The organism is Nonomuraea sp. NPDC050643 (assembly GCF_040654715.1).
Lineage (GTDB): Bacteria > Actinomycetota > Actinomycetes > Streptosporangiales > Streptosporangiaceae > Nonomuraea.
The window spans coordinates 406292-428915 of the sequence record NZ_JBFAIM010000002.1 but is presented as its reverse complement, the minus strand read 5'-3'; the positions used below and the strand labels follow the sequence as shown (position 1 = coordinate 428915).

20 protein-coding genes are annotated in these 22624 nt (G+C 70.4%); 9 read left to right on the top strand and 11 right to left on the bottom strand.

The features are described 5' to 3' along the window. On the bottom strand, positions 1–548 hold a 548-nt coding region (locus AB0I15_RS04190), incomplete at its 3' end, for a discoidin domain-containing protein (RefSeq protein WP_358089829.1). A gap of 238 nt (positions 549–786) precedes the next feature. On the opposite strand from AB0I15_RS04190, the gene AB0I15_RS04185 reads away from it, so the two are divergent. The 7 genes from AB0I15_RS04185 to AB0I15_RS04155 all read left to right on the top strand — a co-directional run bounded on the left by AB0I15_RS04185 (position 787) and on the right by AB0I15_RS04155 (position 10521). Then, a complete protein-coding gene (locus AB0I15_RS04185; RefSeq protein ID WP_358089826.1) occupies positions 787–1776 on the top strand; it encodes a LacI family DNA-binding transcriptional regulator in 990 nt (329 codons plus the stop codon). Between the two features lie 135 nt (positions 1777–1911). Next, the gene (locus AB0I15_RS04180) at positions 1912–3231 is read left to right on the top strand and encodes an extracellular solute-binding protein (RefSeq protein ID WP_358089823.1); all 1320 of its coding nucleotides are present in this window, start codon (positions 1912–1914) and stop codon (positions 3229–3231) included. Between the two features lie 5 nt (positions 3232–3236). After that, a complete protein-coding gene (locus AB0I15_RS04175; protein ID WP_358089820.1) occupies positions 3237–4103 on the top strand; it encodes a sugar ABC transporter permease in 867 nt (288 codons plus the stop codon). Continuing rightward, positions 4100–5032 carry a carbohydrate ABC transporter permease gene (locus AB0I15_RS04170; protein ID WP_358089817.1) on the top strand — a complete coding sequence of 311 codons (933 nt, stop codon included), beginning with the start codon at positions 4100–4102 and terminating at the stop codon, positions 5030–5032. Before AB0I15_RS04175 ends, AB0I15_RS04170 begins: the two co-directional genes overlap by 4 nt. A gap of 3 nt (positions 5033–5035) precedes the next feature. After that, on the top strand, positions 5036–6550 hold the full coding sequence (locus tag AB0I15_RS04165) for a glycoside hydrolase family 13 protein (protein WP_358089814.1): 1515 nt from the start codon (positions 5036–5038) through the stop codon (positions 6548–6550). Positions 6551–6616: 66 nt separating this feature from the next. After that, positions 6617–10150 carry a tetratricopeptide repeat protein gene (locus tag AB0I15_RS04160; RefSeq protein ID WP_358089811.1) on the top strand — a complete coding sequence of 1178 codons (3534 nt, stop codon included), beginning with the start codon at positions 6617–6619 and terminating at the stop codon, positions 10148–10150. After that, on the top strand, positions 10135–10521 hold the full coding sequence (locus AB0I15_RS04155) for a hypothetical protein (RefSeq protein ID WP_358089808.1): 387 nt from the start codon (positions 10135–10137) through the stop codon (positions 10519–10521). Before AB0I15_RS04160 ends, AB0I15_RS04155 begins: the two co-directional genes overlap by 16 nt. On the opposite strand, the gene AB0I15_RS04150 is transcribed toward AB0I15_RS04155, so the two are convergent. Further along, positions 10414–11925: a nitrilase-related carbon-nitrogen hydrolase gene (locus tag AB0I15_RS04150; RefSeq protein WP_358089806.1), complete on the bottom strand. Its 1512-nt coding sequence runs from the start codon at positions 11923–11925 to the stop codon at positions 10414–10416. The genes AB0I15_RS04155 and AB0I15_RS04150 overlap by 108 nt on opposite strands. A gap of 24 nt (positions 11926–11949) precedes the next feature. Beyond that, positions 11950–12423: a GNAT family protein gene (locus AB0I15_RS04145; protein ID WP_358089803.1), complete on the bottom strand. Its 474-nt coding sequence runs from the start codon at positions 12421–12423 to the stop codon at positions 11950–11952. A gap of 56 nt (positions 12424–12479) precedes the next feature. Between AB0I15_RS04145 and AB0I15_RS04140 the strand changes: the two genes are divergently transcribed. Further along, positions 12480–13217 (top strand): hypothetical protein, encoded by a 738-nt coding sequence (locus AB0I15_RS04140; RefSeq protein ID WP_358089800.1) that lies wholly within the window; start codon positions 12480–12482, stop codon positions 13215–13217. A 67-nt stretch (positions 13218–13284) separates the two neighbouring features. Further along, on the top strand, positions 13285–13812 hold the full coding sequence (locus tag AB0I15_RS04135; RefSeq protein ID WP_358089798.1) for a carboxymuconolactone decarboxylase family protein: 528 nt from the start codon (positions 13285–13287) through the stop codon (positions 13810–13812). Here AB0I15_RS04135 and AB0I15_RS04130 read toward each other — a convergent pair. From AB0I15_RS04130 to AB0I15_RS04095, 8 genes are all read right to left on the bottom strand, one after another. Then, positions 13809–14087: a hypothetical protein gene (locus AB0I15_RS04130; RefSeq protein WP_358089795.1), complete on the bottom strand. Its 279-nt coding sequence runs from the start codon at positions 14085–14087 to the stop codon at positions 13809–13811. The two genes, AB0I15_RS04135 and AB0I15_RS04130, sit on opposite strands and share 4 nt — an antisense overlap. 38 nt (positions 14088–14125) lie before the next feature. Further along, a complete protein-coding gene (locus tag AB0I15_RS04125) occupies positions 14126–15121 on the bottom strand; it encodes a LacI family DNA-binding transcriptional regulator (protein WP_358089792.1) in 996 nt (331 codons plus the stop codon). A 32-nt stretch (positions 15122–15153) separates the two neighbouring features. Then, entirely contained in the window at positions 15154–16524 is a 1371-nt protein-coding gene (locus AB0I15_RS04120) for a GH1 family beta-glucosidase (protein ID WP_358089790.1), read from the bottom strand. Continuing rightward, positions 16521–17324: a carbohydrate ABC transporter permease gene (locus AB0I15_RS04115; RefSeq protein ID WP_358089787.1), complete on the bottom strand. Its 804-nt coding sequence runs from the start codon at positions 17322–17324 to the stop codon at positions 16521–16523. Before AB0I15_RS04115 ends, AB0I15_RS04120 begins: the two co-directional genes overlap by 4 nt. Beyond that, on the bottom strand, positions 17321–18283 hold the full coding sequence (locus AB0I15_RS04110) for a sugar ABC transporter permease (protein ID WP_358089784.1): 963 nt from the start codon (positions 18281–18283) through the stop codon (positions 17321–17323). Before AB0I15_RS04110 ends, AB0I15_RS04115 begins: the two co-directional genes overlap by 4 nt. Continuing rightward, the gene (locus AB0I15_RS04105; RefSeq protein WP_358089781.1) at positions 18280–19581 is read right to left on the bottom strand and encodes an ABC transporter substrate-binding protein; all 1302 of its coding nucleotides are present in this window, start codon (positions 19579–19581) and stop codon (positions 18280–18282) included. The genes AB0I15_RS04110 and AB0I15_RS04105 overlap by 4 nt, the downstream gene beginning before the upstream one ends. Before the next feature lie 193 nt (positions 19582–19774). Then, on the bottom strand, positions 19775–20665 hold the full coding sequence (locus AB0I15_RS04100; protein ID WP_358089779.1) for a serine/threonine-protein kinase: 891 nt from the start codon (positions 20663–20665) through the stop codon (positions 19775–19777). A 59-nt stretch (positions 20666–20724) separates the two neighbouring features. After that, positions 20725–22602 carry an N-6 DNA methylase gene (locus tag AB0I15_RS04095; protein WP_358089777.1) on the bottom strand — a complete coding sequence of 626 codons (1878 nt, stop codon included), beginning with the start codon at positions 22600–22602 and terminating at the stop codon, positions 20725–20727. Between the last annotated feature and the right edge of the window lie 22 nt (positions 22603–22624).

Here is a 22624-nt window from a genome sequence, read left to right as displayed (position 1 = left end):
TAGGTGTGGGTGTGGGAGGACTCGGTGATCGTTTTGCCGAGCGCCAGGTTGGTGCCGTCGCCGGGGTTGTCGGGGGTGCTGCCCCAGATTTCGAATTCGGCGAGCTGGCCGGCCGGCCAGCCGGTGTTGGCGGTGATCTGCAGGCGTACGTGGCGGGTGGTGGTGGGGGTGAGGGTGATGGTGGCGGTGGGGTTGAAGGTGTGGGTGGCGGAGGCGGCGATGGTGGTGAAGGCGGTGCCGTTGGTGCTGGCCTGGACGGTCAGGGTCTGGGTGCGGCCGGGCCAGCCGGCGGGGAGTTCGAGCACGAGCCGGTTGATGCTCGCGCTGGTGCCTAGGTCGACCTGGATCCATTGCGGCAGGGCGTTGTTGGCCGACTCCCAGTAGGTGCTCTGGTTGCCGTCGGTCACGTTGGCGGCGGTGTAGACGTCGGTGGAGCTGCTCGCGGTGGCGGGCTTGCCCGCGGCGAGGTTGGTGTCGGCGGCGGCCTGTGCGGGCGGCGCGATGAGGACTCCGATGAGTAACGCAAGGGCGGCAAGCAGTGCTCTCATGGGGGTGGCCCTTCGGGTGTGCCGGATGGCCGAACCATAGGATGTCGAGCAGATGGCCGCAATATTTCGACGAGATTTCGCAAACAATTGACTGACTGAAGGCTTGCTGTGCAGTCTTCTGACGCTGGTCAGGGAGCGAGAACGGGCAGCAAGGCCCCCATGGGCGCGGTGCAAGCGACGACGTCCGATCTACGTAAGCCGTTGCAAGCGCTTGCGCTAAAGGCCTTATAGTTTGCGCATGACACGACGACTGGCAGAGGTGGCCAAGAAGGTCGGGGTGAGCGAGGCGACCGTGAGCCGCGTGCTCAACGGCAAGCCCGGGGTGTCCGACGCGACCCGCGAAGCCGTGCTGACGGCGCTCGACGTGCTCGGCTACGAACGCCCCACCCAGCTCCGCGGCGACCGGGCCCGGCTGGTCGGCCTGGTGCTCCCCGAGTTGCAGAACCCGATCTTCCCCGCGTTCGCGGAAGTGGTCGGCGGCGCCCTGGCCCAGCAGGGGTTCACCTCGGTGCTGTGCACCCGCACGGTCGGCGGCGTCTCCGAGGCCGACTACGTCGACCTGCTGCTGCAGCAGCAGGTCAGCGGCGTGGTCTTCGCCGGCGGCCTGTACGCCCAGGCCGACGCCTCCCACGGCCACTACGAGCTGCTGCACGAGCGCAAACTGCCCACGGTCCTGGTGAACGCGGCCGTCCAGCACCTCGACTTCCCACAGGTGTCGTGCGACGACGTGGTGGCGGCCGAGATGGCCATCGCGCACCTGCGCGCCCTCGGCCACGAGCGGATCGGCATGGTGCTCGGGCCCAAGGACCACATGCCGTCGCGGCGCAAGCTGGAGACGTTCCAGGCCGAGGGCGGGGACCCCGAGCTGGTCGAGCACACCATGTTCTCCCTGGAGGGCGGGCACGCCGCCGCCGCCAGGCTGGTCAGGCGCGGGGTGACCGGCGTGATCTGCGCCAGCGACCTGCTCGCGCTGGGCACGGTGCGCGCGGCCCGCCGCGCCGGGCTGTCCGTGCCCACGGGCATCTCGGTCATCGGCTTCGACGACTCGGCCCTGATGAACTGCACGGAGCCCCCGCTGACCACCGTCCGCCAGCCCATCGACGCCATGGGCCGCGCCGCCGTCGACCTCCTGGTCGCCCAGATCGACAAGGCCGTGGTGCCGGCGGACGAGCTCTTGTTCGAGCCCGAGCTGGTCGTGCGCGCCTCCACGGCCCGCGCCGCGACCTGACCGGCGTGACTCAGTCGTTATCTTGCAAAATGAAGTCGAAATATTGCGCACTTCGGTAGCTGATCCTATGGTGTGGGCACCTCGCATCAGAAGGGTCAGACCATGCAGAGATCCACCGGACTCTTGCTCGTAACCGTGCTAGGACTCGCGGCCACGGCTTGCGGATCGGGCGAGCCGGCCACCCCCAACGCCAGCGGCGGCGCCAAGGCCGTGTCGATCACGGTGGCCTGCCAGCCGGCGAAGTCCGCGCCGAAGGAGCGGCAGGCCTGGGACGACGACGTGGCCGCGTTCATGAAGGCGCACCCCGGCGTGACGGTCAAGAGCACGGACCAGCAGCCGTGCTTCGACCCCAAGACCTTCGGTCCCAAGCTGGCCGGCGGCCAGATGGAGACGGCCTTCGTGGTGCCCGTGACCAACTACAACGACGTGATCTCCAAGGGCCAGGCGCTGGACATCACGCAGCAGACGGGCGCCGTCAAGAACTGGAACGACCTGCGCGCCGACCACAAGGAACTGGTCACCAAGGACGGCAAGGTCTACGGCGTGCCGAACGTCCACTACAGCGTGGGCCTGGTCTACAACCGCGCCCTGTTCACCAAGGCCGGGCTCGACCCCAACACCCCGCCCACCACCTGGACCGAGGTACGCGAGGCGGCCAAGAAGATCGCCGCGCTGGGCGGCGGCCACGTGGGCTTCGGCGAGTACTCCGGCGGCAACACCGGCGGCTGGCACTTCACCCAGTCCATCTACGGCCGCGGCGGCAGCATCCTGACCCCCGACGACAAGAAGGCCGCGTTCAACTCGCCCGAGGGCAAGGCCGTGCTGCAGAACCTGCACGACATGCGCTGGGTGGACAACAGCATGGGCACCAAGCTGCTGGTCGGCTGGGAGTCGCTCATGGTCGCCATGGGCAGCGGCAAGGTCGGCATGATGCTCGGCGCCCCCGACGTGGTCACCGACGTGGTGAACAAGTTCAAGGGCAACGTGGCCGACTACGGCATCACCGGCTTCCCCGAGGCCAAGGCGTCGCTGAGCGGCGGCGAAGCGTTCATGATCAACCCGAAGGCCACCCCGGAAGAGGCCAAGGCCGCGCTGGAGTGGATCGACTTCCGCTTCAACACCGTCGGGAAGGGCCGCTTCGACTTCGCCCGCGGCAAGAGCATCGGCAACCCCGTGGGCGTCCCGGACAACGCCGTCTTCGGTGACTCGGCCACCGGCCAGGCCATCCAGGCCGACCGCGTGAAGAACGCCTCGCTCCCGGTCGAGAACTACGACTCCTACGTCCAGGCCGCGGGCACGATCCCGCCCAAGGCCGAGCCGCTGCACGCGCAGGAGCTGTACGCCATCCTCGACGTGCCGATGTCCGGCGTCCTGAGCCGTAAGGAAGCCGACATCGACCAGCTTCTCGCGGACGCCGAGACCAAGGCCAACTCGATGCTGGCGGCCAAGGGCTGACCTCTATGCAACTTCTGAGGCGCAATCTGACGGCCTACGGGTTCTTGTGCGCGGCGCTGGCCTGCTTCACGGTGTTCGCCTGGTATCCGATGGTCAGGGAGTTCATTCTGAGCTTCCAGAAGACCGACCTGATCAACGAGCCGATCTGGGTGGGCCTGGACAACTTCACGACGGCGTTCCTGGACCCGGCCTTCGGCGAAGCCTGGCTGAACACCCTGGAGTTCACGCTCCTCGCCCTGCTGTGCGGCTACGCCGTGCCGTTCGTCGTCGCGCTCGTGCTCAACGAGCTGCGCCACGCCCGGGCCTACCTGCGGTTCGTGGTCTACCTGCCGGTCATGCTGCCGCCGATCGTGGCGGTGCTGCTGTTCAGGTGGTTCTACGATCCGGGGCCCGGGCTGTTCAACCAGGTGCTCGACTTCTTCGGCCTGCCGGCGCTGGCCTGGCTGGACAGCTCGTCCACCGCCCTGATCTCCCTGGTCATCGTCTCGACCTGGATGAACATGGGCAGTGCGACGCTGATCTACCTGGCCGCGCTGCAGAACATCCCGCCCGAGCTGTACGAGGCGGCGGAGCTGGACGGGGCCGGCATCTTCAAGCGGATCAGGCACGTCACGATCCCGCAGACGCGGCTGATCCTGCTGCTCATGCTCATGCTGCAGATCGTGGCGACCATGCAGGTGTTCATCGAGCCGTACATGCTGACGGGCGGCGGGCCGGAGAACTCGACGGTCACGGTCGCGTACCTGATGTTCCAGAACGCGTTCACGCTGCAGGACTACGGCTCGGCCGGGGCGCTCGGCATGATGCTCATGATCGTGCTGCTCGTCTTCGCGGCCTTCCAGCTCCGGCTGACCAGGGAGGACAAGGCGTGATCTCCGTCGGGGCCCGGGCGACCACCGGGCGGAAGCGGGGCAGGAAGAGGTCGCCGAAGCCGATCGAGGTGCAGTTTCGCACGATCGTCTCCCCGCATCAGCTCAACAGCAGGTGGGGCAGACGGATCTACTGGCTCGTGCTCGCCACGGTCCTCGTGGTCTTCACGCTCGCCTTCGTCTTCCCGCTCTACTGGATGATCACCGGGGCGCTCAAGACGCCGGAGGAGCTGGCGCAGATGCCGCCGACGCTCGTGCCGGCCGATCCGACGCCCGACGCGTTCTTCGAGGCGTGGGACCTGTTCGACATCGGCACCCTGCTGGCGAACACCGCGTACTACTCGCTGGGCGGCTGGATCGTCTGCATGGCCGTGGACGTCTCGGCGGCGTACGCGCTGTCGAAGCTGCGGCCGATGTTCGGCAACGTCATCCTCGGCATGATGCTGGCGACGCTGATGATCCCGGCGATGGTCGTGCTCATCCCGCTCTACGTCACGGTCGTGGACCTGGGCCTGCTCAACAACCCGTGGGCGCTGTGGCTGCCCGCGGCGGCCAACGGGTTCAACATCTTCCTGCTCAAGCGCTTCTTCGACTCGATCCCCCGGGAGCTGATCGAGGCGGCGCAGATCGACGGGGCGGGGCCGGTGCGCATCCTGCGCTCGGTGGTCCTGCCCATCTCCAGGCCCATCCTGGGCGTGGTCTCGATCTTCACGATCGTCACCTCGTTCAAGGACTTCGTCTGGCCGCTGCTCGTCATGACCGACAGCGACAAGATGACGATCAGCGTGGGCCTGTCACAGACGGCAGGGGCCGTCACCCAGAACCAGGTCATGGGCGGTCTGCTGATCACCAGCATTCCCATGATCATCGTTTTCTTCATCTTCCAACGACACATCATGGCGGGGCTCACCGCCGGAAGCATTAAGGGATAGCGCATGTCGCAAACGTGGTGGCGGGGGGCCGCGATCTACCAGGTCTACCTGCGTAGCTTCGCCGACGGCAACGGCGATGGCGTCGGCGACCTCGCCGGCCTGCGCTCCCGCCTGCCGTACCTGAAGGACCTGGGGATCGATGCCATCTGGCTCAACCCGTGGTATCCGTCGCCGATGGCCGACGGCGGCTACGACGTGGCCGACTACCGGGACATCGAGCCGGTCTTCGGCACGCTCACCGAGGCCGAGCGGTTCATCGAGGAGGCGCACGAGCTCGGCATCAAGGTCATCATCGACGTCGTCCCGAACCACAGCTCCACCGAGAGCGCCTGGTTCAAGCAGGCCCTGACCGACCCTTCGGCCCGCGACCGCTTCTGGTTCGCCGACCGGCCCCTCAACGACTGGCAGTCCATCTTCGGCGGCTCGGCCTGGAGCCAGGTCCCGGACGGCCAGTGGTACCTGCACCTGTTCGCCCCCGAGCAGCCCGACTTCAACTGGGCCAACCGTGAGGTCCACCAGGAGTTCGAGGACGTCCTGCGCTTCTGGTTCGACCGCGGCGTGGACGGCTTCCGCATCGACTCGGCGGCCCTGCTCTTCAAGTCGGAGACCGGCTACGAAGACCTCGACGAGGTCCATGACGTCTACCGCCGGTGGCGCGAGGTGGCCGACGAGTATGGCGAGCGCATCCTGATCGGGGAGGTCTGGCTCCCCGACCAGGAGCGTTTCGCCCGCTACCTGCGCCCCGACGAGCTGCACACGGCCTTCAACTTCGACTTCCTGTCCTGCGCCTGGGACCCCGCCGACCTGCGCAGGTCCATCGACCTCACCCTGTCCACCCACGCCCCCATCGGCGCGCCGCCCACCTGGGTCCTGTCCAACCACGACGTGACCAGGCCGGTCACCCGCTACGGCCGCTCCGACACCACCTTCGCCCACGGCGGCGCCCTGCACGGCACCCCGTCGGACCTGGAGACGGGCTACCGCCGAGCCCGCGCCGCGGCCCTGCTGGCCATGGCGCTGCCCGGCTCGGTCTACGTCTACCAGGGCGAGGAGCTCGGCCTACCGGAGGTGGAGGACCTCCCGGACGAGGTCCGCCAGGACCCGATGTACGCCCGCTCGGGCGGCACCAACCGCGGCCGCGACGGCTGCCGCATCCCGCTGCCCTGGTCGGGTGACGAGCCGCCGTTCGGCTTCGGCGCCGGCACGCCCTGGCTGCCGCAACCGGAGGGCTGGCGCAAGCTGACCGCCGAGGCACAGCGTACGGACCTGGGCTCGATGCTCAACCTCTACCGCACGGGCCTGGCCCTGCGCCGGGACCTGCTCGGGGACGGCACCCTGACCTGGCTCCCGCTGGGGGAGCAGGTCCTGGCCTTCACCCGCGACTCGGGCCTGACCTGCGTCACCAACCTGGGCGCCGACCCGATGCCGCTGCCCGCGGGCAGGGTCGTGCTGTCCAGCGGGCCGATCGAGGACGGCCTGCTGCCGTCCGACACCACGGTCTGGCTCACGGAAGGCTGACACTCCCGCACATCGGCGCCACCCGCTGTCTAGCCTGAAGGTAGATAGTCGACGGCGGGTGGGCCGATGATCGACCGGTTGCTGGTGGACGTCGCGGACGGCGGGTGGCTGTCGCTGTCCGTGCTGCTGGCCGGAGAGTCGCTGCCGCAGCCCGTCGGAGAGCCGGTCCAGGTGGCCCTGCCCCTCGGCCGCGACGCGCTCGAGGACCTGCGCTGGTATCTGGAGGACTACCTCCGGCACCCCTACGCCGTCTACTCCGACCGCGGTTCACGCGTCGCCGCCCGGTTGCCGGAATGGGGCGAGGCCCTGTTCCGCGCGGTCTTCGGACCGGCCGAGGCGCGGGCGGCCCACGCCGCGGTGCGGGCGCGCGGCAACCAGGTCGAGCTGGTGTTCCGCTCGATGTTCGAACTGCCCTGGGAGCTGATGGTCGACCCCGCCCGCGGGGTGCCGCTCGCCCTGGACGGCGTGGCCATCACCCGCAACCCGCCGGTGCGGGACCTCACGGGGTCGTTCCCCGCCACCGGCAGGCGGCTGCGGGTGCTGATGGTGATCTCCCGCCCGGCCGGAGACGACGACGTCGGCTACCAGATGATCGCCCGCCCTCTCATGGGGATGCTGGACGCGGTACGCGGCAACGTCGACCTCGTCGTGCTGCGCCCGCCGACCCTCGACCATCTCCGCGCGGTGCTGACCGAGCCCGGCGAGCCGTTCCACGTGGTGCACTTCGACGGCCACGGCACGTCCGGCGACCGGCTGGTGTTCGAGCGGGCAGAAGGCGGCCCGGACCGGGTGCCCGCGGGGAAGGTGGCCCAGGTGTTGGCGGAGGGCCGGGTGCCCGTGGTGGTGCTCAACGCCTGCCGGTCCGGCCAGGTCGGAGCGGTCGCGGCCCGCCTGGTGCAGGGCGGGGCGGCGTCGGTGGTGGCGATGGCCTACAGCGTGTACGCGGTCGCGGCGGCGGAGTTCATGGCCGCCTTCTACGAGCGCCTGTTCGCCGGCGACCGCGTGGCCGAGGCCGTCGCCGCCGGCCGGGCCCGCCTGGCCCTGCGCGACAGGCGCCCCAGCCCCAGGGGCAGGCTGCCGCTGGCGGACTGGGTGGTGCCGGTCCACTATGCGCGGCGCGACGTCAGCTTCCCGAACCTGCGCACCGAACGCTCGGGAACGCCCCTGAACGAGCTGCTCGACCGGCTCCACGCTCCCGCCGAACCCCACCCGGAGGAGGACCTGGCGCCGGTCGGCACGTTCGTGGGCCGCGACGACCTGTTCCACACGCTGGAGTCGGCCGCCCGGCTGCAGAAGGTGGTGATCCTGCACGGCTCGGGCGGCACCGGGAAGACCGAGCTGGCCAAGGCGTTCGGCCGATGGTGGCGTGACACGGGCGGGGTCGGCCACCCCGACTGGGTGATCTGGCACTCCTTCGAGCCGGGAGTCTCCTCCTTCGGCCTCGAAGGCGTCATCAACGGGATCGGCCTGCGGATGTTCGGGGCCGGCTTCGCGCTGGCGGACTCCGTACGGCGGCTGGAGGCGGTCCGGCAGGTGCTGCGCGAGCAGCGCCTGCTGCTGATCTGGGACAACTTCGAATCCGTGCACACCATGCCCGGCCCGGCCTCCGCCACCCCGCCCCTGGACGAGGCCGAGCTGGACGAACTCCGGCGATTCCTGCACGAGCCCGGCCTGAGCTCGGTGCTGATCACCAGCCGGAACCGGGAGGAGTGGCTGGGCGACCTGCGGCGGGTCGAGGTGGGCGGGCTGAACGCCGAAGAGGCCGTCCTCTACGCCGACCGGCTCCTCGAACCGTTCCCGAAGGCCCGGCGGCGGCGGGAGACGCCGGCGTTCGCCGAGCTGATGGAGTGGCTGGACGGCCACCCGCTGAGCATGCGCCTCACCCTGCCCCACCTGGACACCACCGACCCGGACACCCTCCTTGCCGGGCTGCGCGGCGTCGTCCCGCTGCCGGACCGCGACGACGGGGACCGCAGGACCTCGCTCACGGCCGGCGTCGCCTACTCCTTCGGGCACCTGCCGGAGCGCGACCAGCGGGCCCTGGTCGCGGTCGCCCTGTTCCACGGCGTCGTCGACGTGGCCGCCGTGGCGTGGATGTCACAACAGGACGGCGTGCCGGAGCGGTTCGCCGGGCTGGAGCCCGCGGACTGGCTGCGGATGCTCAACGGCGCCGCCGCCGTCGGGCTGCTCGCCGGGGCGGGCGAGATGACGTACCGCATCCATCCGGCCCTGCCCGCCTACCTGAGCCGGCGATGGCGCGCCGAGCGTTCTTTCGCGGAGCAGCACGCCGCCACGATGTACGCCCTGCTGGACTCCCACGCCCTGCTGGCCGATCGGCTCAGGGAAGAGATCTCCGGTGCGGACGGCGCCGCGGCCGTGGCCGCCCTCCACTTACAGGTGCACAACCTGGGGAACCTGCTCGGCTACGCGCTGGAGCACCGGATCTGGAACGAGGCGCTGGGCATCACCCAAGCGCTGGACGCGTACTGGCGGATGCGCGGAATGACGGCGGAGGCGCGGTGCTGGACCGACCGCATCCGTCTCGTCCTCGAAGCCCCCGACGGAAGTCCGCCTGATCCGGAGAGCACTGCCGGAAGATTCTGGATGTTCGTGATGGGAAGCGAAGCGGCCAGGCGACTGGACACCGGGCAACTGGACCAGGCACACGACATCTACACCACGGTCCTGCGGTCCCTGCGGGGGCGGGAGGACAGCCCATGCCGGCAGGAGGGGCTGGCGACCATGTTCCACCAGCTCGGTGTGGTGGCGGAACGGCGCGAGCGGTGGGACGAGGCCGAGCGGTGGTATCTCCGGTCGCTCGCCGTCGCGGAGCGGCTCGGCGACAAGTCGCGGCTCGGCACCACCTATCACCAACTGGGCATCACCGCCGAGGGGCGAGGGCTGTGGGATGACGCCGAGCGGTGGCACCGCAGATCGCTGGCCCTGCACGAGGAGCTCGGCGACAGGACCGGTCAGGCGAGCAGTTACCACCAGCTCGGCATCGTCGCCGCGGAGCGGGAGCGGTGGGACGAAGCCGGGCGGTGGTACCGCCGATCCCTCGCCATCAACGAGAACGTGGGTGATCTGCCCCGGACGTCCATCAACCATCACCAGCTCGGCATGCTGGCACAGGAGCTGCGACGCTGGGACGAGGCGGAGCGGTGGTATCTCAAGTCGCTGGTCATCAGAGAGCGGCTCGGCGACCGGCCCGGCCTGGTCAGCACCTACCACCAGCTCGGCGCGGTGGCGGGTGAACGCGGCCGATTCGACGAGGCCGAGCAGTGGTACCTCAAGTCGCTGGCCCTCGCGCAATCGCTGGGCATACGCCGCCGGGTGGCCGCCGAATACCTGTCGCTGGGCCTCTGCGCCGCGGCCCTGGAACGGCCTTCGCAGGCACTGACGTGGACGGTCAAATGCGTGGCATACCTGGACGAGATCACGCACCCCGTCTTCCAGGCCGGTGCCCACTTCCTCAAGACCCTGACCGCCCGGCACGGCCTGCCGGCCCTCGAACAGACCTGGCAGAGCACCACGGGCCGGCCTCTCCCACCCGACATCCGCGCCTACATCCTCGAGGAACCGCCTTGTCCGACCCCATAGCCTCAGACCCCGTAGAGTCCGACCCCGTAGCCGACGCCGCGCGAGCCGTGGCCCGCCGCCTGACCCCCGGCCTCGTCACCGACGTCGAGGTGGCGCTCCAGGCGCGGGACGCCGCCAAACGCCCGGACCAGTACCTCGACCCCGTCTCCCTGGCCTCCCTCATCGTCAGCGCCGCCGCCCTCGCCTGGACCGTCTACCGGGACCTCAGGAAGCGCACGGACACCCCGTCGGCCGACGTCGTCACCCGCAGGGTCCGCACCGAGCTACGCCGCTCCCGCACGATCACCGCCCGCGACGACGAGATCATCGCCCTCACGATCGAGGAGACGATCACGGCGATCACCCACGAGGACGACCCCGGCCAGCAGTAGGACCCCGGCGACGCAGAACCACCCGAACCAGTCGCCGAACCGCGCGTAGAGCGTGGGCTCGGCGGGCCCGGCGGGCACGTCCGCGACCGCGACCACGAACGGCGCACGCGTGCCTTCCGTGTCCGCTGAGGCCAGCACCCGCCCCCACGCGTCGGAGATCATCGGCGTCCCCCACTGCGCCGCCCAGGCCAGCGCGAACCCGCTCTCCACCCCTCGCAGCAGCCCCATCCGGCTGTGCTGCCACCCGTTGCCGAACTCGTCGGCCGCGGGCACGGCGAGCAGCCGCGCCCCCGCCCGCCCGTAGTCCCGGCTGGGCGCGGCGAAGTTGAGGTCCATGCAGTTGGCCAGGCCCGTCCGGCCGTCCCGCGCGAACGCCAGGTCCACGCCCTTCCTGAACGGCGCCCCAGGCGAGATGTGCCACTTGGCGTAGTACACGGCCGATGACCCGTCGGCGGGGAGCAGCACCGAGTAGTTGTACTTGATGGCGGGCGTCGTGTGCACGACCCCGACCACCACATCGACCCCACGTCCGCGCCCGGCCTCCGTGAGCGGCCCCACCACCAGCGGCAGGGTGCTCGGCGAGGTCCCGAAGGCGCCCTCGGGCAGCACCACCGTCCGCACCCCCGGCGGCAGTGAGGCGATCCGCGCCGCGTACCGACGCGCCAGCGCCTGCCCGTCCGCGCTCCCGGCGTCCGGCGCCCATTGGTACCGGGTAGCGGACAGCACCGCCACCCGCTGCGCCGTCCCGCCGTCCGCGCCCGCCAGCCGCCACGCCCCGAACCCCAGCGTGAGCGCGCAGACCAGCCCGGCCACCACACCGGTCCGCACCCGCCCGCGCCCCCTGCCCTGCCTCCCGTCCTGCCCGCGCTCCCGGCCTTGGGTGCCCGGCGACAGCATGGCCGCCACCGCACAGGGCACGAGCAGCACCAGGAACTCCACGCCCCACGCCCCGGTCACGGAGGCGATCTGGGTCACGAGCGGGACCTCGGCCTGGTTGGTGGCCAGCGGCCAGATGATGCCGGACGGGTTCACCAGCGTGATCAGGTGCTCGACCCCCACCCAGGCCGCCGGTGGCCCGAACGCCGCCGCCAGGGTGAGCCCCCGCCCCGCGAGCGCCCGGAAGAGCAGCACCACCAGGCCGAACAGCAGCGAACTCCCGGCCAGGATCCCCATCCCGATGGGCAGCGGCACGGACGGCGTCCGCACGAAGAACTCGAACTGCCCGGCCAGGCCCAGCAGGTACGCCAGAAAGGCGACCCCGAAGGCCGCCCGCCCGCTCACCCGGGCCGCCAGCCACAGCACGGGCAGAGGCGCGACCCAGGTCAGCGCCGGAATGGGCGCGAAACCGGTGCCCAAATAGAACAGCACCGCCGACGCCGACAGAGCAAGCAATCCCCGTTTCACGTATACACCGTAAACAGCCATTGTTTACGGTGTCAACGTGACGACGTAACGCCGCAGCCCGTCTCCTTCCCCCTCGAATTTCGCCCCGAGCCGCTCGGCCAGCCGATGCGAGGGCGCGTTGCCGTCGTCGGTCTCGATCAGGATCTCCGTGAGCCCGGCCCGCCTCCCCGCCCCGAGCACGGCCTCCGCCGCCTCGGCGGCCAGCCCCGCGCCCCAGTGCAGAGGATCCAGGCTGTAGAGGATCTCGACCCGCTCCTCACCGCGCCGCCGCAGGCCGCACACGCCGACGAGCACCTCGTTCCTGAATATCTTCCAGAGCCCGTACCCGTGCCGCGCGAAATCGGTCTCGCTGTCGCGCAGCAGTGTCTCGGCCAGCTTGGGACTCACCTCGCGGTCGTCGAAGAGATAACGCTTGACCTGGGGGGCGTTCCAGTGCCGGACGAGCACGCCGAGATCGCTCAACCCGGCCGGACGCAATTCCAGCCGTCTTGTGGACATCGCCGTCATACCCTCCAGGAAACATCGGCGGCCGCCTGAAGGAAATGGGATGACGGATGACGCCTGAGGACGTGGTGCGGCAGACGAAACAGGTGGTGACCACGATCGGCGCCGCCTTCGGCGACGACCCCGGCTACCGGGCGCGCGGGACGAAGCTGGGCCTGTCCCGCTGGCCCTTCTACTTCGGCGGGCGCGCGGGCGTGCTGGGCGAGGTGGAGGCCGGCGTCGTGGCGGCGGCCTGCGGGTTCTTCGCCCCGGACCTGGTAGGCGAGGCCTGGGCGGCGGCACGCGCGACCGTACCGCTGGGCGAGATCGTCGCGGCCGACGTCGAGGAGTGCATCCGCTGGGGCCGCACCGCCTACGGCGACCTCGACGACCTCGACCGGCTGGCCGGCCTGCTCGAACGCGTCGTGGCGGCGGCGGACCCCTCCGGACGCCCCCTGTTCGCGGCCTGGAGGGCCTTCCCGGCCGCGCACGACGGCGACCCCGCCGCCCGCACCGCCCTGGCGCTGCTCCGGCTGCGCGAACACCGGGGCTCGTCCCACCTGATCGCCGTGCTCGCGAGCGGGCTCACCCCGCTGCGGGCGATCCTGACCGGCCGTGACGCGCGCAAGGCCGAGGCGAACGGATGGCACGGCCCCTGGCCCGAACCCCGCCAAGCCGACGAAGCGGCCCTCGCCCAGGCACACCGGCTGACGGACGAACTGGCGGCGGCCCCGTACGCCACGCTCACCGAGAACGAACGAACCGACCTGGCGACCATGCTGCGGCACATCGGCCGGCGCGGGACGTAGAGAAGGCCGCTGGTACCGAGCTGACCGCCCCGGTCACCCACCTCGAGTACGGCGTTACGATCCCCTAATGGCACGCCTGCGCAGAACACCCCCGCACGAGCTGGATCCGGAGGCCCGGGCGCTCTACGACCGGATCACGGCGGGGCCGCGTGGCGGGTTCATGGTGGATCCGGAGGGCGGGCTCACCGGGCCGTTCAACGCGATGCTGCTCAGCCCGCCCGTCGGTGATCCGCTGCAGGAGCTCGGGGCGGCCATCCGCTACCGCTCCACGCTCACCGACCGGGCGCGGGAGCTGGCGATCCTGGTCGTGGCCGGGCATCGGGACAGCGCGTTCGAGCAGGCGGCCCACGAGCCGATCGCCCGCGGCCTGGGTTTCACCGAGGAGCAGCTCCAGGCCCTGCGCGACGGCACCCCACCGGCGCTGAGCGATGCCGGGGAGGCGGCGGTGTACGCGGTCGCGCGCGCCCTGGTGACCGCGGGGGATCTGGACGACGAGGGGTACGGCGCGCTGGGGGAGCGGGAGTTGTTCGAGCTGACCACGCTGGTCGGCTACTACACGACACTGGCACTCCAGCTCCGCGTCTTCCGGGTCTAGCCGCGCCGTTCGCCGCTCGGGTCCTGTAGCCAGGTGGTCGGCGTCGCGTGGGCGGCGTCCGCCTCCGCGGGGAAGCGGAGCGCCCTGGTCAGCACCCACGTCCCCTGGAGTCCGCGGGCCGCCAGGAACGTCCGGAGGTCGGCTGGATCGGCCCCGTACGCTCGCACGGCCGCCCGCCCGTCCAGCCGCGTCGTACGCAGCAGGCACGCCAGCTCCCGCACCGTCACCCCGTGCTCCCGCGCGACGGCGAGGACGGCGTCAAAGACGGCGGGCAAGGACAAAGCCCCAGGCCCGACGCTCGGCAGGCCGGTGTCTATGCCGACTCCCTGACCACCAGCTCCGTCGGCAGGATGATCGGCTCGGTCGGCCCGCCCTCGAACAGGTTGAGCAGCAGCCGCACCATGGCCGCCGCCTGCTCCGCCACCGGATGCCTCAGCGTGGTCAGCGGCGGCTCGGTGTACTTGGCCGCCTCGATGTCGTCGAAACCCACCACCGCCACGTCGTCGGGCACCCGCCGCCCCGACTGCCGCAGTGACTGCAGCGCCCCCACCGCCATCAGGTCGTTGGCCACGAAGACGGCGTCCAGCGCGGGATCGTCGCCGAGGAGTTGCCGCATCGCGATCGCCCCCGACTCCCGCGTGAAGTCGCCCACCGCGACGATCGAGCGGCGGTCGGAGTCGCGCAGCACGTTGCGGTAGCCGGCCAGGCGGTCCTGCCCGGCGATCATGTCCTGCGGCCCGGCGATCGTGGCGATCCGGCGCCGCCCCGCCTCCACCAGGTGCCGGACCCCGGCCTCGGCCCCGCCCACGTTGTCGTTGTCGACGAACGGGATGTCCACCGGCACGGCCGGCCGCCCGTACGAGACCACGGGCACGCGCAACCGCGACAGCGCGGACGGCAGCGGGTCGGCGCCGTGCATGGACAGCAGCATCACGCCGTCCACGTGGCCGCCCGCGATGTAACGCTCCACCCGGGCGTGGCTCTTGGCGGAGGAGGCCAGCATCAGCACGACCTGCTTGTTGATCGCCTCGAGCTCCATGGACGCCGACCTGATCGCCGTCGAGAACAGCGGGTCCTCGGAGAAGACCCGTGTGCCGGGCTCGCTGACGACCAGGGCGACGGAGTCGGTGCGCTGGGTGACCAGGCTGCGCGCGGCCGAGTTGGGCACGTAGCCCAGCTCGTCGATCGCGCGCAGCACGGCGTCGCGGATGTGGGGCGCCACCGTCGTCTGCCCGTTGACCACACGGGAGGCGGTGGCACGCGAGACCCCCGCCCGGGCGGCGACCGCCTCGAGCGTCGGGCGTCTCATGACTGCACCAGAAGGGAGAGCACGGAAAAAATCTACAGGCCGTTTCTGCCGATCACGTCCCTGTACCAGAGCGCACTGTCCTTGGGCACCCTGGTCTGTGTCGCGTAGTCCACGTGGACGATGCCGAAACGCCGCCGGTAGCCCTCGGCCCACTCGAAGTTGTCCAGCAGCGACCAGACCAGATATCCCCGCAGGTCCGCGCCCGCCTCGATGGCCCGGTGCACCTCGCGCAGATGCCCGTCCAGGTACGCCACGCGCTCGTCGTCGTGCACCCGGCCGTTCTCCAGGACGTCCTCGAATGCCGCGCCGTTCTCCGTGACCATGAGGCCGACCTGCGGATAGTCCTGCGAGAGCCGTACCAGCAGCCTGGACAGGCCGTCGGGGACGATCGGCCAGCCCATCGCGGTCGTCGGCGCGTCCGCCGTGGCGAACTTGACGCCCTCCGACCCCGGCCAGGCGGCGTCGGCCGGCAGCCCGGGGCCCGCCTCGACCACGCACGGGTTGTAGTAGTTGACGCCGACCAGGTCGATCGGCGCGTTGATCAGCGCGAGGTCGCCGTCCTGGATGTGGCCGGTCCCGCCGTTGCGGGCCGCCGCCTCCAGCACCTCCTCCGGGTACGTCCCGTACAGCGCCGGATCGAGGAACTGCCGGGTCAGCAGCGCGTGGATGCGGTGGACGGCGGCCGCGTCGGCCTCGCTGGGCACCGCCGAAGGGTCGTTGACCTGGGCGGGGGTGAGCACGGGCGCCGAGTTGACGACGAACATGAGGCTCTGCGCGCCGCCCGAGCGCAGCGCCCGCGCCGCCAGTCCGTGGCCGAGCAGCAGGTGGTGCGCCGAGCGCAGGGCGTCGCCGGGGTCGCGGCGGCCCGGCGCGTGCACGCCGTTGCCGTAGCCGAGGAACGCCGACACCCACGGCTCGTTCAGCGTCGTCCAGTTGGCGACGCGGTCGCCGAGCCGGTCGTGTACGGCCTGCGCGTAGTCCGCGAACCGGTAGGCCGTGTCACGATGCGCCCATCCGCCCCGCTCTTCGAGCGTTTGCGGAAGATCCCAGTGATAAAGCGTGACATAAGGCGAAATTTCGGCGGCAAGCAATTCATCCACGAGCCTGTCGTAGAAGGCCAGCCCGCGCGGGTTGATCGAACCCTCGCCGTCGGGCTGGATGCGCGGCCAGGCCACCGAGAACCGGTAGGCCGCCAGCCGCAGCTCGCGCATCAGCCCGATGTCGTCCCGGTAGCGGTGGTAGTGGTCGCAGGCCACGTCGCCGGTGTCGCCGTCCGCCACGTTCCCCGGGGTGTGGGAGAAGGTGTCCCAGATCGACTGGCCCCGCCCGTCCTCCTTGACCGCCCCCTCGATCTGGTAGGAGGCCGTGGCGGCGCCCCAGACGAAGTCCTCGGGAAAGATCATCCCTTAACAGCTCCTTGCATGATTCCACCGATGATTTGCTTGCCGAACAGGGCGAAGACGGCCACGAGCGGCAGGGTCCCGATCGCGGTGCCGGCCAGCCCCAGTACGTAGTCGTTGACGTACCCGCTGGCCAAGGTCGAGAGTGCCACCTGGACGGTCGGATTGTCCGGGGTCAGCACGACCAGCGGCCAGAAGTAGTCGTTCCAGGCCGACATGAACGTCAGCATGCCCAGCACCGCCGCCGCGGGCCGCGCGGCCGGCAGCACGACGTGCCAGAACAGCCCCCAGGTCGAGCACCCGTCCACCCGCCCGGCCTCGAGCAGCTCGGTGGGCAGGGCGCGCGACAGGTACTGCGTCATGAAGAACACGCCGAACGCGTTGACCAGCGCGGGCACGATGAGCGCGTAGTTGGTGCCGGTCCACTCCAGCTTCACCATGAGCATGTAGAGCGGGATGATGCCGAGCTGCGCCGGCACCATCATGGTGGCCACGGTGATCACGAGCATGATGTTCCTGCCCCGGAACTTCAGCTTGGCGAAGGCGAACCCGGCCAGCGTCGAGAAGAACATCACCGCGATCGAGATCGACCCGGCCACGATGACCGAGTTGACCAGCGCGAGCCCGAAGGGGACGGTGTCGAAGACCCGGGCGACGTTGGCGAAGAAGTTCCCGCCCGGGATCAGCGGCGGGGGCACCTCGGCCAGCGCGGAGTTGTGCCTGGAGGCCACCACGACGCTGTAGTACAGCGGGAAGGCGGAGAAGAAGGCCACCGCGGTCAGGGTCAGGTAACGCAGCCTCATACCAGCCCGCCCTTCACCTTGCGGGTGATCAGGAAGTTGATCCCGGCCACGATCACGACGGCCACGAACATCAGCCAGGACGCCGCCGAGGCGTAGCCGAAGTCGAACGTCGAGTTGGCGAAGCCCTGCTCGTAGACGAACAGCGCCAGGGTCTGGAACTGCCGGTCGGGACCGCCCGTGGCGATGCCGCCCCCGCCGCCGCTGCTCTGCCCGAACAGCATGGGCTCGGCGATGATCTGCATCGCGCCGATCGTGGAGACGATGACCACGAAGATGATCGTCGGCCGGATCATCGGGATGGTGATCTTCCGGAGCTGGGTGAAGTTGCGCGCGCCGTCGAGGGTCGCGGCCTCGTACAGCTCACGCGGTACGGCCTGCATGGCCGCCAGGAAGATCAGCGCGTTGTAGCCCGTCCAGCGCCACATGATCATCACCGAGAGCGCGATGTGCGAGCTCGCGGTGCCCGCCGCCCAGTCGATGCTGCCGGCCCCGACCAGCGACAGCATCCAGTTGATCATCCCGAAGTCCCGGCCGAAGAGCTGGCTGAAGATCACCACGACCGCCACCACGCTGGTGACGTTGGGCAGCAGCAGCGCGACCCGGAACAACGTCTGGAACCGCAGCCGCCGGTTGAGCAGGTGCGCCAGCCAGATGGCCAGCGCGAGCTGCGGCACGGTCGAGAGCACGCCGATGGACAGCGTGTTGAACGTGGCGTTCCAGAAGTACGCGTCCGCCAGCAGGGTCGAGAAGTTCTCCAGTCCGACGAACTCTTGCGTCTCGGACAGCAGCGTCCACTCGTGCAGGCTCACCCAGGCCGTGTAGACCAGCGGGAACAGCCCGAAGGCGCAGAACAGCAGGAAGAACGGGGCCACGTAGGCGTACGGCGACACCCTCACGTCGAGGGTGTGCCGCACGCTGCGCCTACGCCGTCGCGTGACCGCGAGGGGAAGGGTGCTCATTTGATCTTCTTGACGTCCTCGAGTACCTGCGCCCACGCCTCGTCGGGCGTCTGCTTGCCCTGCTCGACCCGGCCGAGGCCGTTGCCGATGGCCACGCGCACGTCGCCCTCCTTCGGGCCGAGATGCTGCGGCTTGAGCGCCTTGGCGGCCTCGGAGTAGATCTTGCCGATGGGGGCGTCACCGAAGAACGGCTTGGTGAAGTTCTGGATCGACGGGTCCTCGTAGAGCGCCGGGATCGACGGGAACGTGCCCTCCTCCTTGAACACCTTGGCCTGGTTGTCCTTGGAGGTGAGGAAGTCGATCAGCTCGGCCGCCTCCTTCGGGTGCTTGCTCTGCTTGGGCACCATCAGGTGCGAGCCGCCGCTGTTGCCGGAGCCGCCGGGCACGGTCGCGATGTCCCACTTGCCGGTCGCGTCCTTGGCCTGCTCCTGGATGAAGCCGGTCATCCAGGCCGGGCAGATGATCGTGGCGAACGAGCCCTTGGCGAAGCCGGTGTTCCACGGCGGTGTGAAGGCGGCCAGCTTGGCGGTCAGGCCCTCCTGGGTGATCTGGTTCGACAGGTCCCAGGCCTTCTTCACGTCGGGGTTGGTCTCCACGATGATGTTGTCCTGGGCGTCGTACAGGCCGATGGGCGCCTGGTTGACCATGGCCCGGAAGATCTCACCGGGGGAGTCCACGAACTTGGCCCCGGCCACGTTCGCGCCGGCGAACTTCTTGCCGGTCGCGATGTACTCCTCCCACGTCGGCCAGAGCGCGGCGACCTCGGTCCTGTCGGTCGGCAGGCCGGCCTTCTTGAACAGGTCCTTGCGGTAGCACATGGCCAGGCCGCCCACGTCGGTGCCCAGGCCGAGGACCTGGCCGCCGTCCTTGCTCAGGCCCTGCTGCCACTTCCAGTCGAGGTAGTCGGGCTGCCGCTTGTCCAGCCCGTACTGCTTGAGGTCCGCGAACCGGCCGGGCTGGGCGGTGAACGTGCTGATGTAGCCGACCTCGACGGCCTCGATGTCCCCCGCGCCCGCGTTCGTGGCCAGCCGCTTGACCAGGTTGCTGTGGTGGTCGTTGAACTGCGTGACGTTCTCGACGATCTCCACGTTGGGGTGGGTCTTCTTGTATTCCTCGTAGAGCGGTTTGAAGCCGAAGTCACCGAACAGGCCGATGGTCAGCTTGATCTTCTCTGCCGGCTTGGCGCTCGACTCGGCCGCGGTGCTCCCGCCGCCACCGCCACCGCCGCACGCCGTCGCCAGGGCGAGGACGGACGCGGTGAGCAGGGGCAGGCCGAACCGCCGGATGCGAGGGGCCATGGGAAACCCTCCTGGGTTGGTGCTAGGAAGCTAGTGAGAGAGCGCTCTCTCAAGAGATTCCCGGGGCTCACATGCCTCTGTCAACGGGAGTTAAATAACGATCCGGGTTACGCGAGAGAGCGCGTTCACGAGCTGCGGCGCTTCGCGGGGGCATTCGGGAAGGTCACGTCGGGGCCTGCCCCGACGAGGCGGATCAGACGCTCAGCGCGCGGCCCGCCATCCGGGCGTACATGCGGCCGGGGCTCGGGGCCTGGGCCAGGAAGCCGGGGAGCATGGGCAGGCCGACCGCGAACGGGTCGAGCCGTTCGTACAGCTCGTTCGCGTCGGCGGGCCGGTCGCCCGGCTGCTTCTCCAGGAGCTGCGCCAGCAACGCGCTCAGCGGCTCGGGCAGGCCGGGGATGGCCGGCGGGCGCTCCTTGACCTGCTTCTCGAAGACCACGTAGTCGGTGGGGCCGGTGAAGAGCTGGCGGCCGGTCAGCATCTCGTGCAGGACGCAGCCGAGCGAGTAGAGGTCGCTGCGCGGCTCCGTGACGCCGTGCTGGATCTGCTCGGGAGCCATGTACGCGGGCGTCCCCATGATCTGCCCGATCCGCGTGAACGTGGTGACGTCGGACTCCCTGAGCATGGCCAGCCCGAAGTCGAGCACCTTCACGCTGCCGTCGGGGCAGAGCATCAGGTTCGTCGGCTTGAGATCCCGATGGCAGATCCCCAGCGCGTGGGCCGCCGACAGCACGGCGCACGCCTGGGCCGCGATCGCCGCGCCCCACGGCGCCGGCAGCGGCCCGTGCTCGTGCACCACGTCGGCCACCGTGACGCCCTCGATGAACTGCATCACCTGGTAGAGCCGCTGGTCGTGGGTGCCGAAGTCGTAGAGGACGGGGGCGCCCGGATGCTCCAGCCGCGCCAGGATGCGGGCCTCGCGGATGAACCGGCGCTCCAGCTCCTGATCGTGCCCGCTGGGCAGCCGCAGCAGCTTCACCGCGACCCGGCGGTCGAGATGGCGGTCATGGCCCGCGTAGACGGCTCCCATGCCGCCCTGTCCGAGGGGGAGGTCGTCGAGCGCGTAGCGGTCACCGATGACCATATCCCCCCTCCCACTGCCTTCCGGGAAAAACTACACCGTCAGGACGGCGAGGGAGTGCCTCACGGAGTGGTGCCATGGGCGGGCGGGTGCAGGTGGCCGTCGGCGAGGCCGTCGAGGCCCAGCCGGATCAGCGTCTGCCCCAGGGTCGAGGTCTCGCGAAGGGCGTCCTCGAGCACGGCCAGTTGCCTGAACGCCTCGCCGTACGCCTTCTGCTCCTTCAGCGACAGCCGGGGCAGCCGCGTACGGCGTACGTCGAACCGGCTGGAGCCGGTCGTCACCCGCCCGCCCGCGGCCCGCAGGAAGCCGGCCAGGAAGTCGGGGTCGAGCCTGCGGGCGTCGACCCGGTAGAGGGTCAGATGCGGGCCCAGCACCGCCCCGCCGTCGCCGATGACGCGCACGGCCGAGTAGGACGCCACCACGTCGCCTGGGCGGATCGCGATCAGGCCCTGCTGCGTGCCGGTCAAGCCGGAGGGCGGCCCGCCGCTGAGCACGTCGTCGGCGGTCAGCACCGGGATGTCGCCCCCCTCCGCGGCCATCTTGGGCGGGGCCTGCGACGTGCTCACCAGGCCCTCCTTGATCAGGTCGCCCAGCGTCGTGGCGGGCTGGTCGAGCGGCTGGTCGAGCACCTTCAGGTCGGGCGGCACGGCGGCGGCGGCGAGGAAGCGGTCGCGCGCCTCGGCGAAGGCCCGGCCCACGTCGTCGCGCCGCTGGTGCCGGGCCGGGGTCATGTCGACCTCGTCGGCCAGCAGGTCGATGATCCGCACGGTCTGGTCGGAACGGTCCTCCAGGTACGCCTGCCAGGCCGGCTCCACCGCCGACAGGTCGGCCGTGGCGTCGAGGATCAGCACGTCGGAGGGCGGGCGCTCGCCGGCGGCCGGGCGGCGCAGCAGCCACAGGTCGGAGCCGGGCAGCGCCACCACCGCGCGCAGGGCGCCGGCGCGCAGGAGGTTGGCGCGGATGCGGCGGCCCGCCTTGCGGCTGGCGGCGGCCGGGGGCATGAGGATGGCGACCAGGCCGCGCGGCTTGACGTGGGTGAGGCAGTGCTGCACCCAGGCCAGCTCGGGCTCACCGCGCGGCGGCAGGCCGTATTCCCAGCGCGGGTCGCCGGTCAGCTCCTCGTAGCCCCAGGCCCGCTCGTTGAACGGCGGATCGCACACCACGGCGTCGGCCTTCTCGCCCGCGAAGCCGTCGTGGCGCATCGAGTCGCCCGCCACGACGCCGGCCTCGACGCCGCGCAGCCGCAGCCTGGAGGCGGTGATGGCGGCCGAGGTCTCGCTGAGCTCCTGGCCGAGCATCCGGGCCGCGCCCGGCGCAGTGCCGGCGGGGGGAAGGAGCAGCGTGCCGACGCCGCAGGCCGGGTCGAGGATCGTCGCGCCGTCGGCGCGCACCAGCCGGACCATGAGCTCGGCGACGTCCTCGCGGGTGACGGAGAGCTGCCGGGAGTGGGCCTCCAGGTAGCGCTCGCAGAGAAACTCGTACGCGCGCAGCGCCCCGAGTTGCTCGCCCAGCTCCAGCACGAGCCCGGCCACCTCCGGATCCAGCCCGCCCGAAGCGGAACCGGCCGCAGCCGACGCGCCCGATTCCGGCGTGCCCGGATTCGGGACGCCTGATTTCCCGATGTCGCTCTCGCCGTCGCCGCGGGCGTTCTTCGCCCTGGTCAGCAGGGCTCCCGCCTGGGCCACCAGCTCGCCCAGGCGCAAATCGCCCGCGGCTTTCAGGCGTTGCCACACCCGATCTCCCAGGGACACCTGGTAGGACTTCCCATAGCGCCGCAGCCAGGACTCCACTTGCCGCAGCGAGAAAAGCGGCTGATTGGTGGTTCCGCCGATGGGCTGGGGGAAGTCGTCGTGGCGGCGGCGCCAGTTGCTCACCGCGGCCCGCCCGACACCGGCGAGCCGGGCGATGTCCCCGGCGTTGACGGTCGGGTCGTGGCTCATGGAGCCCACAGTAGTTCACAAG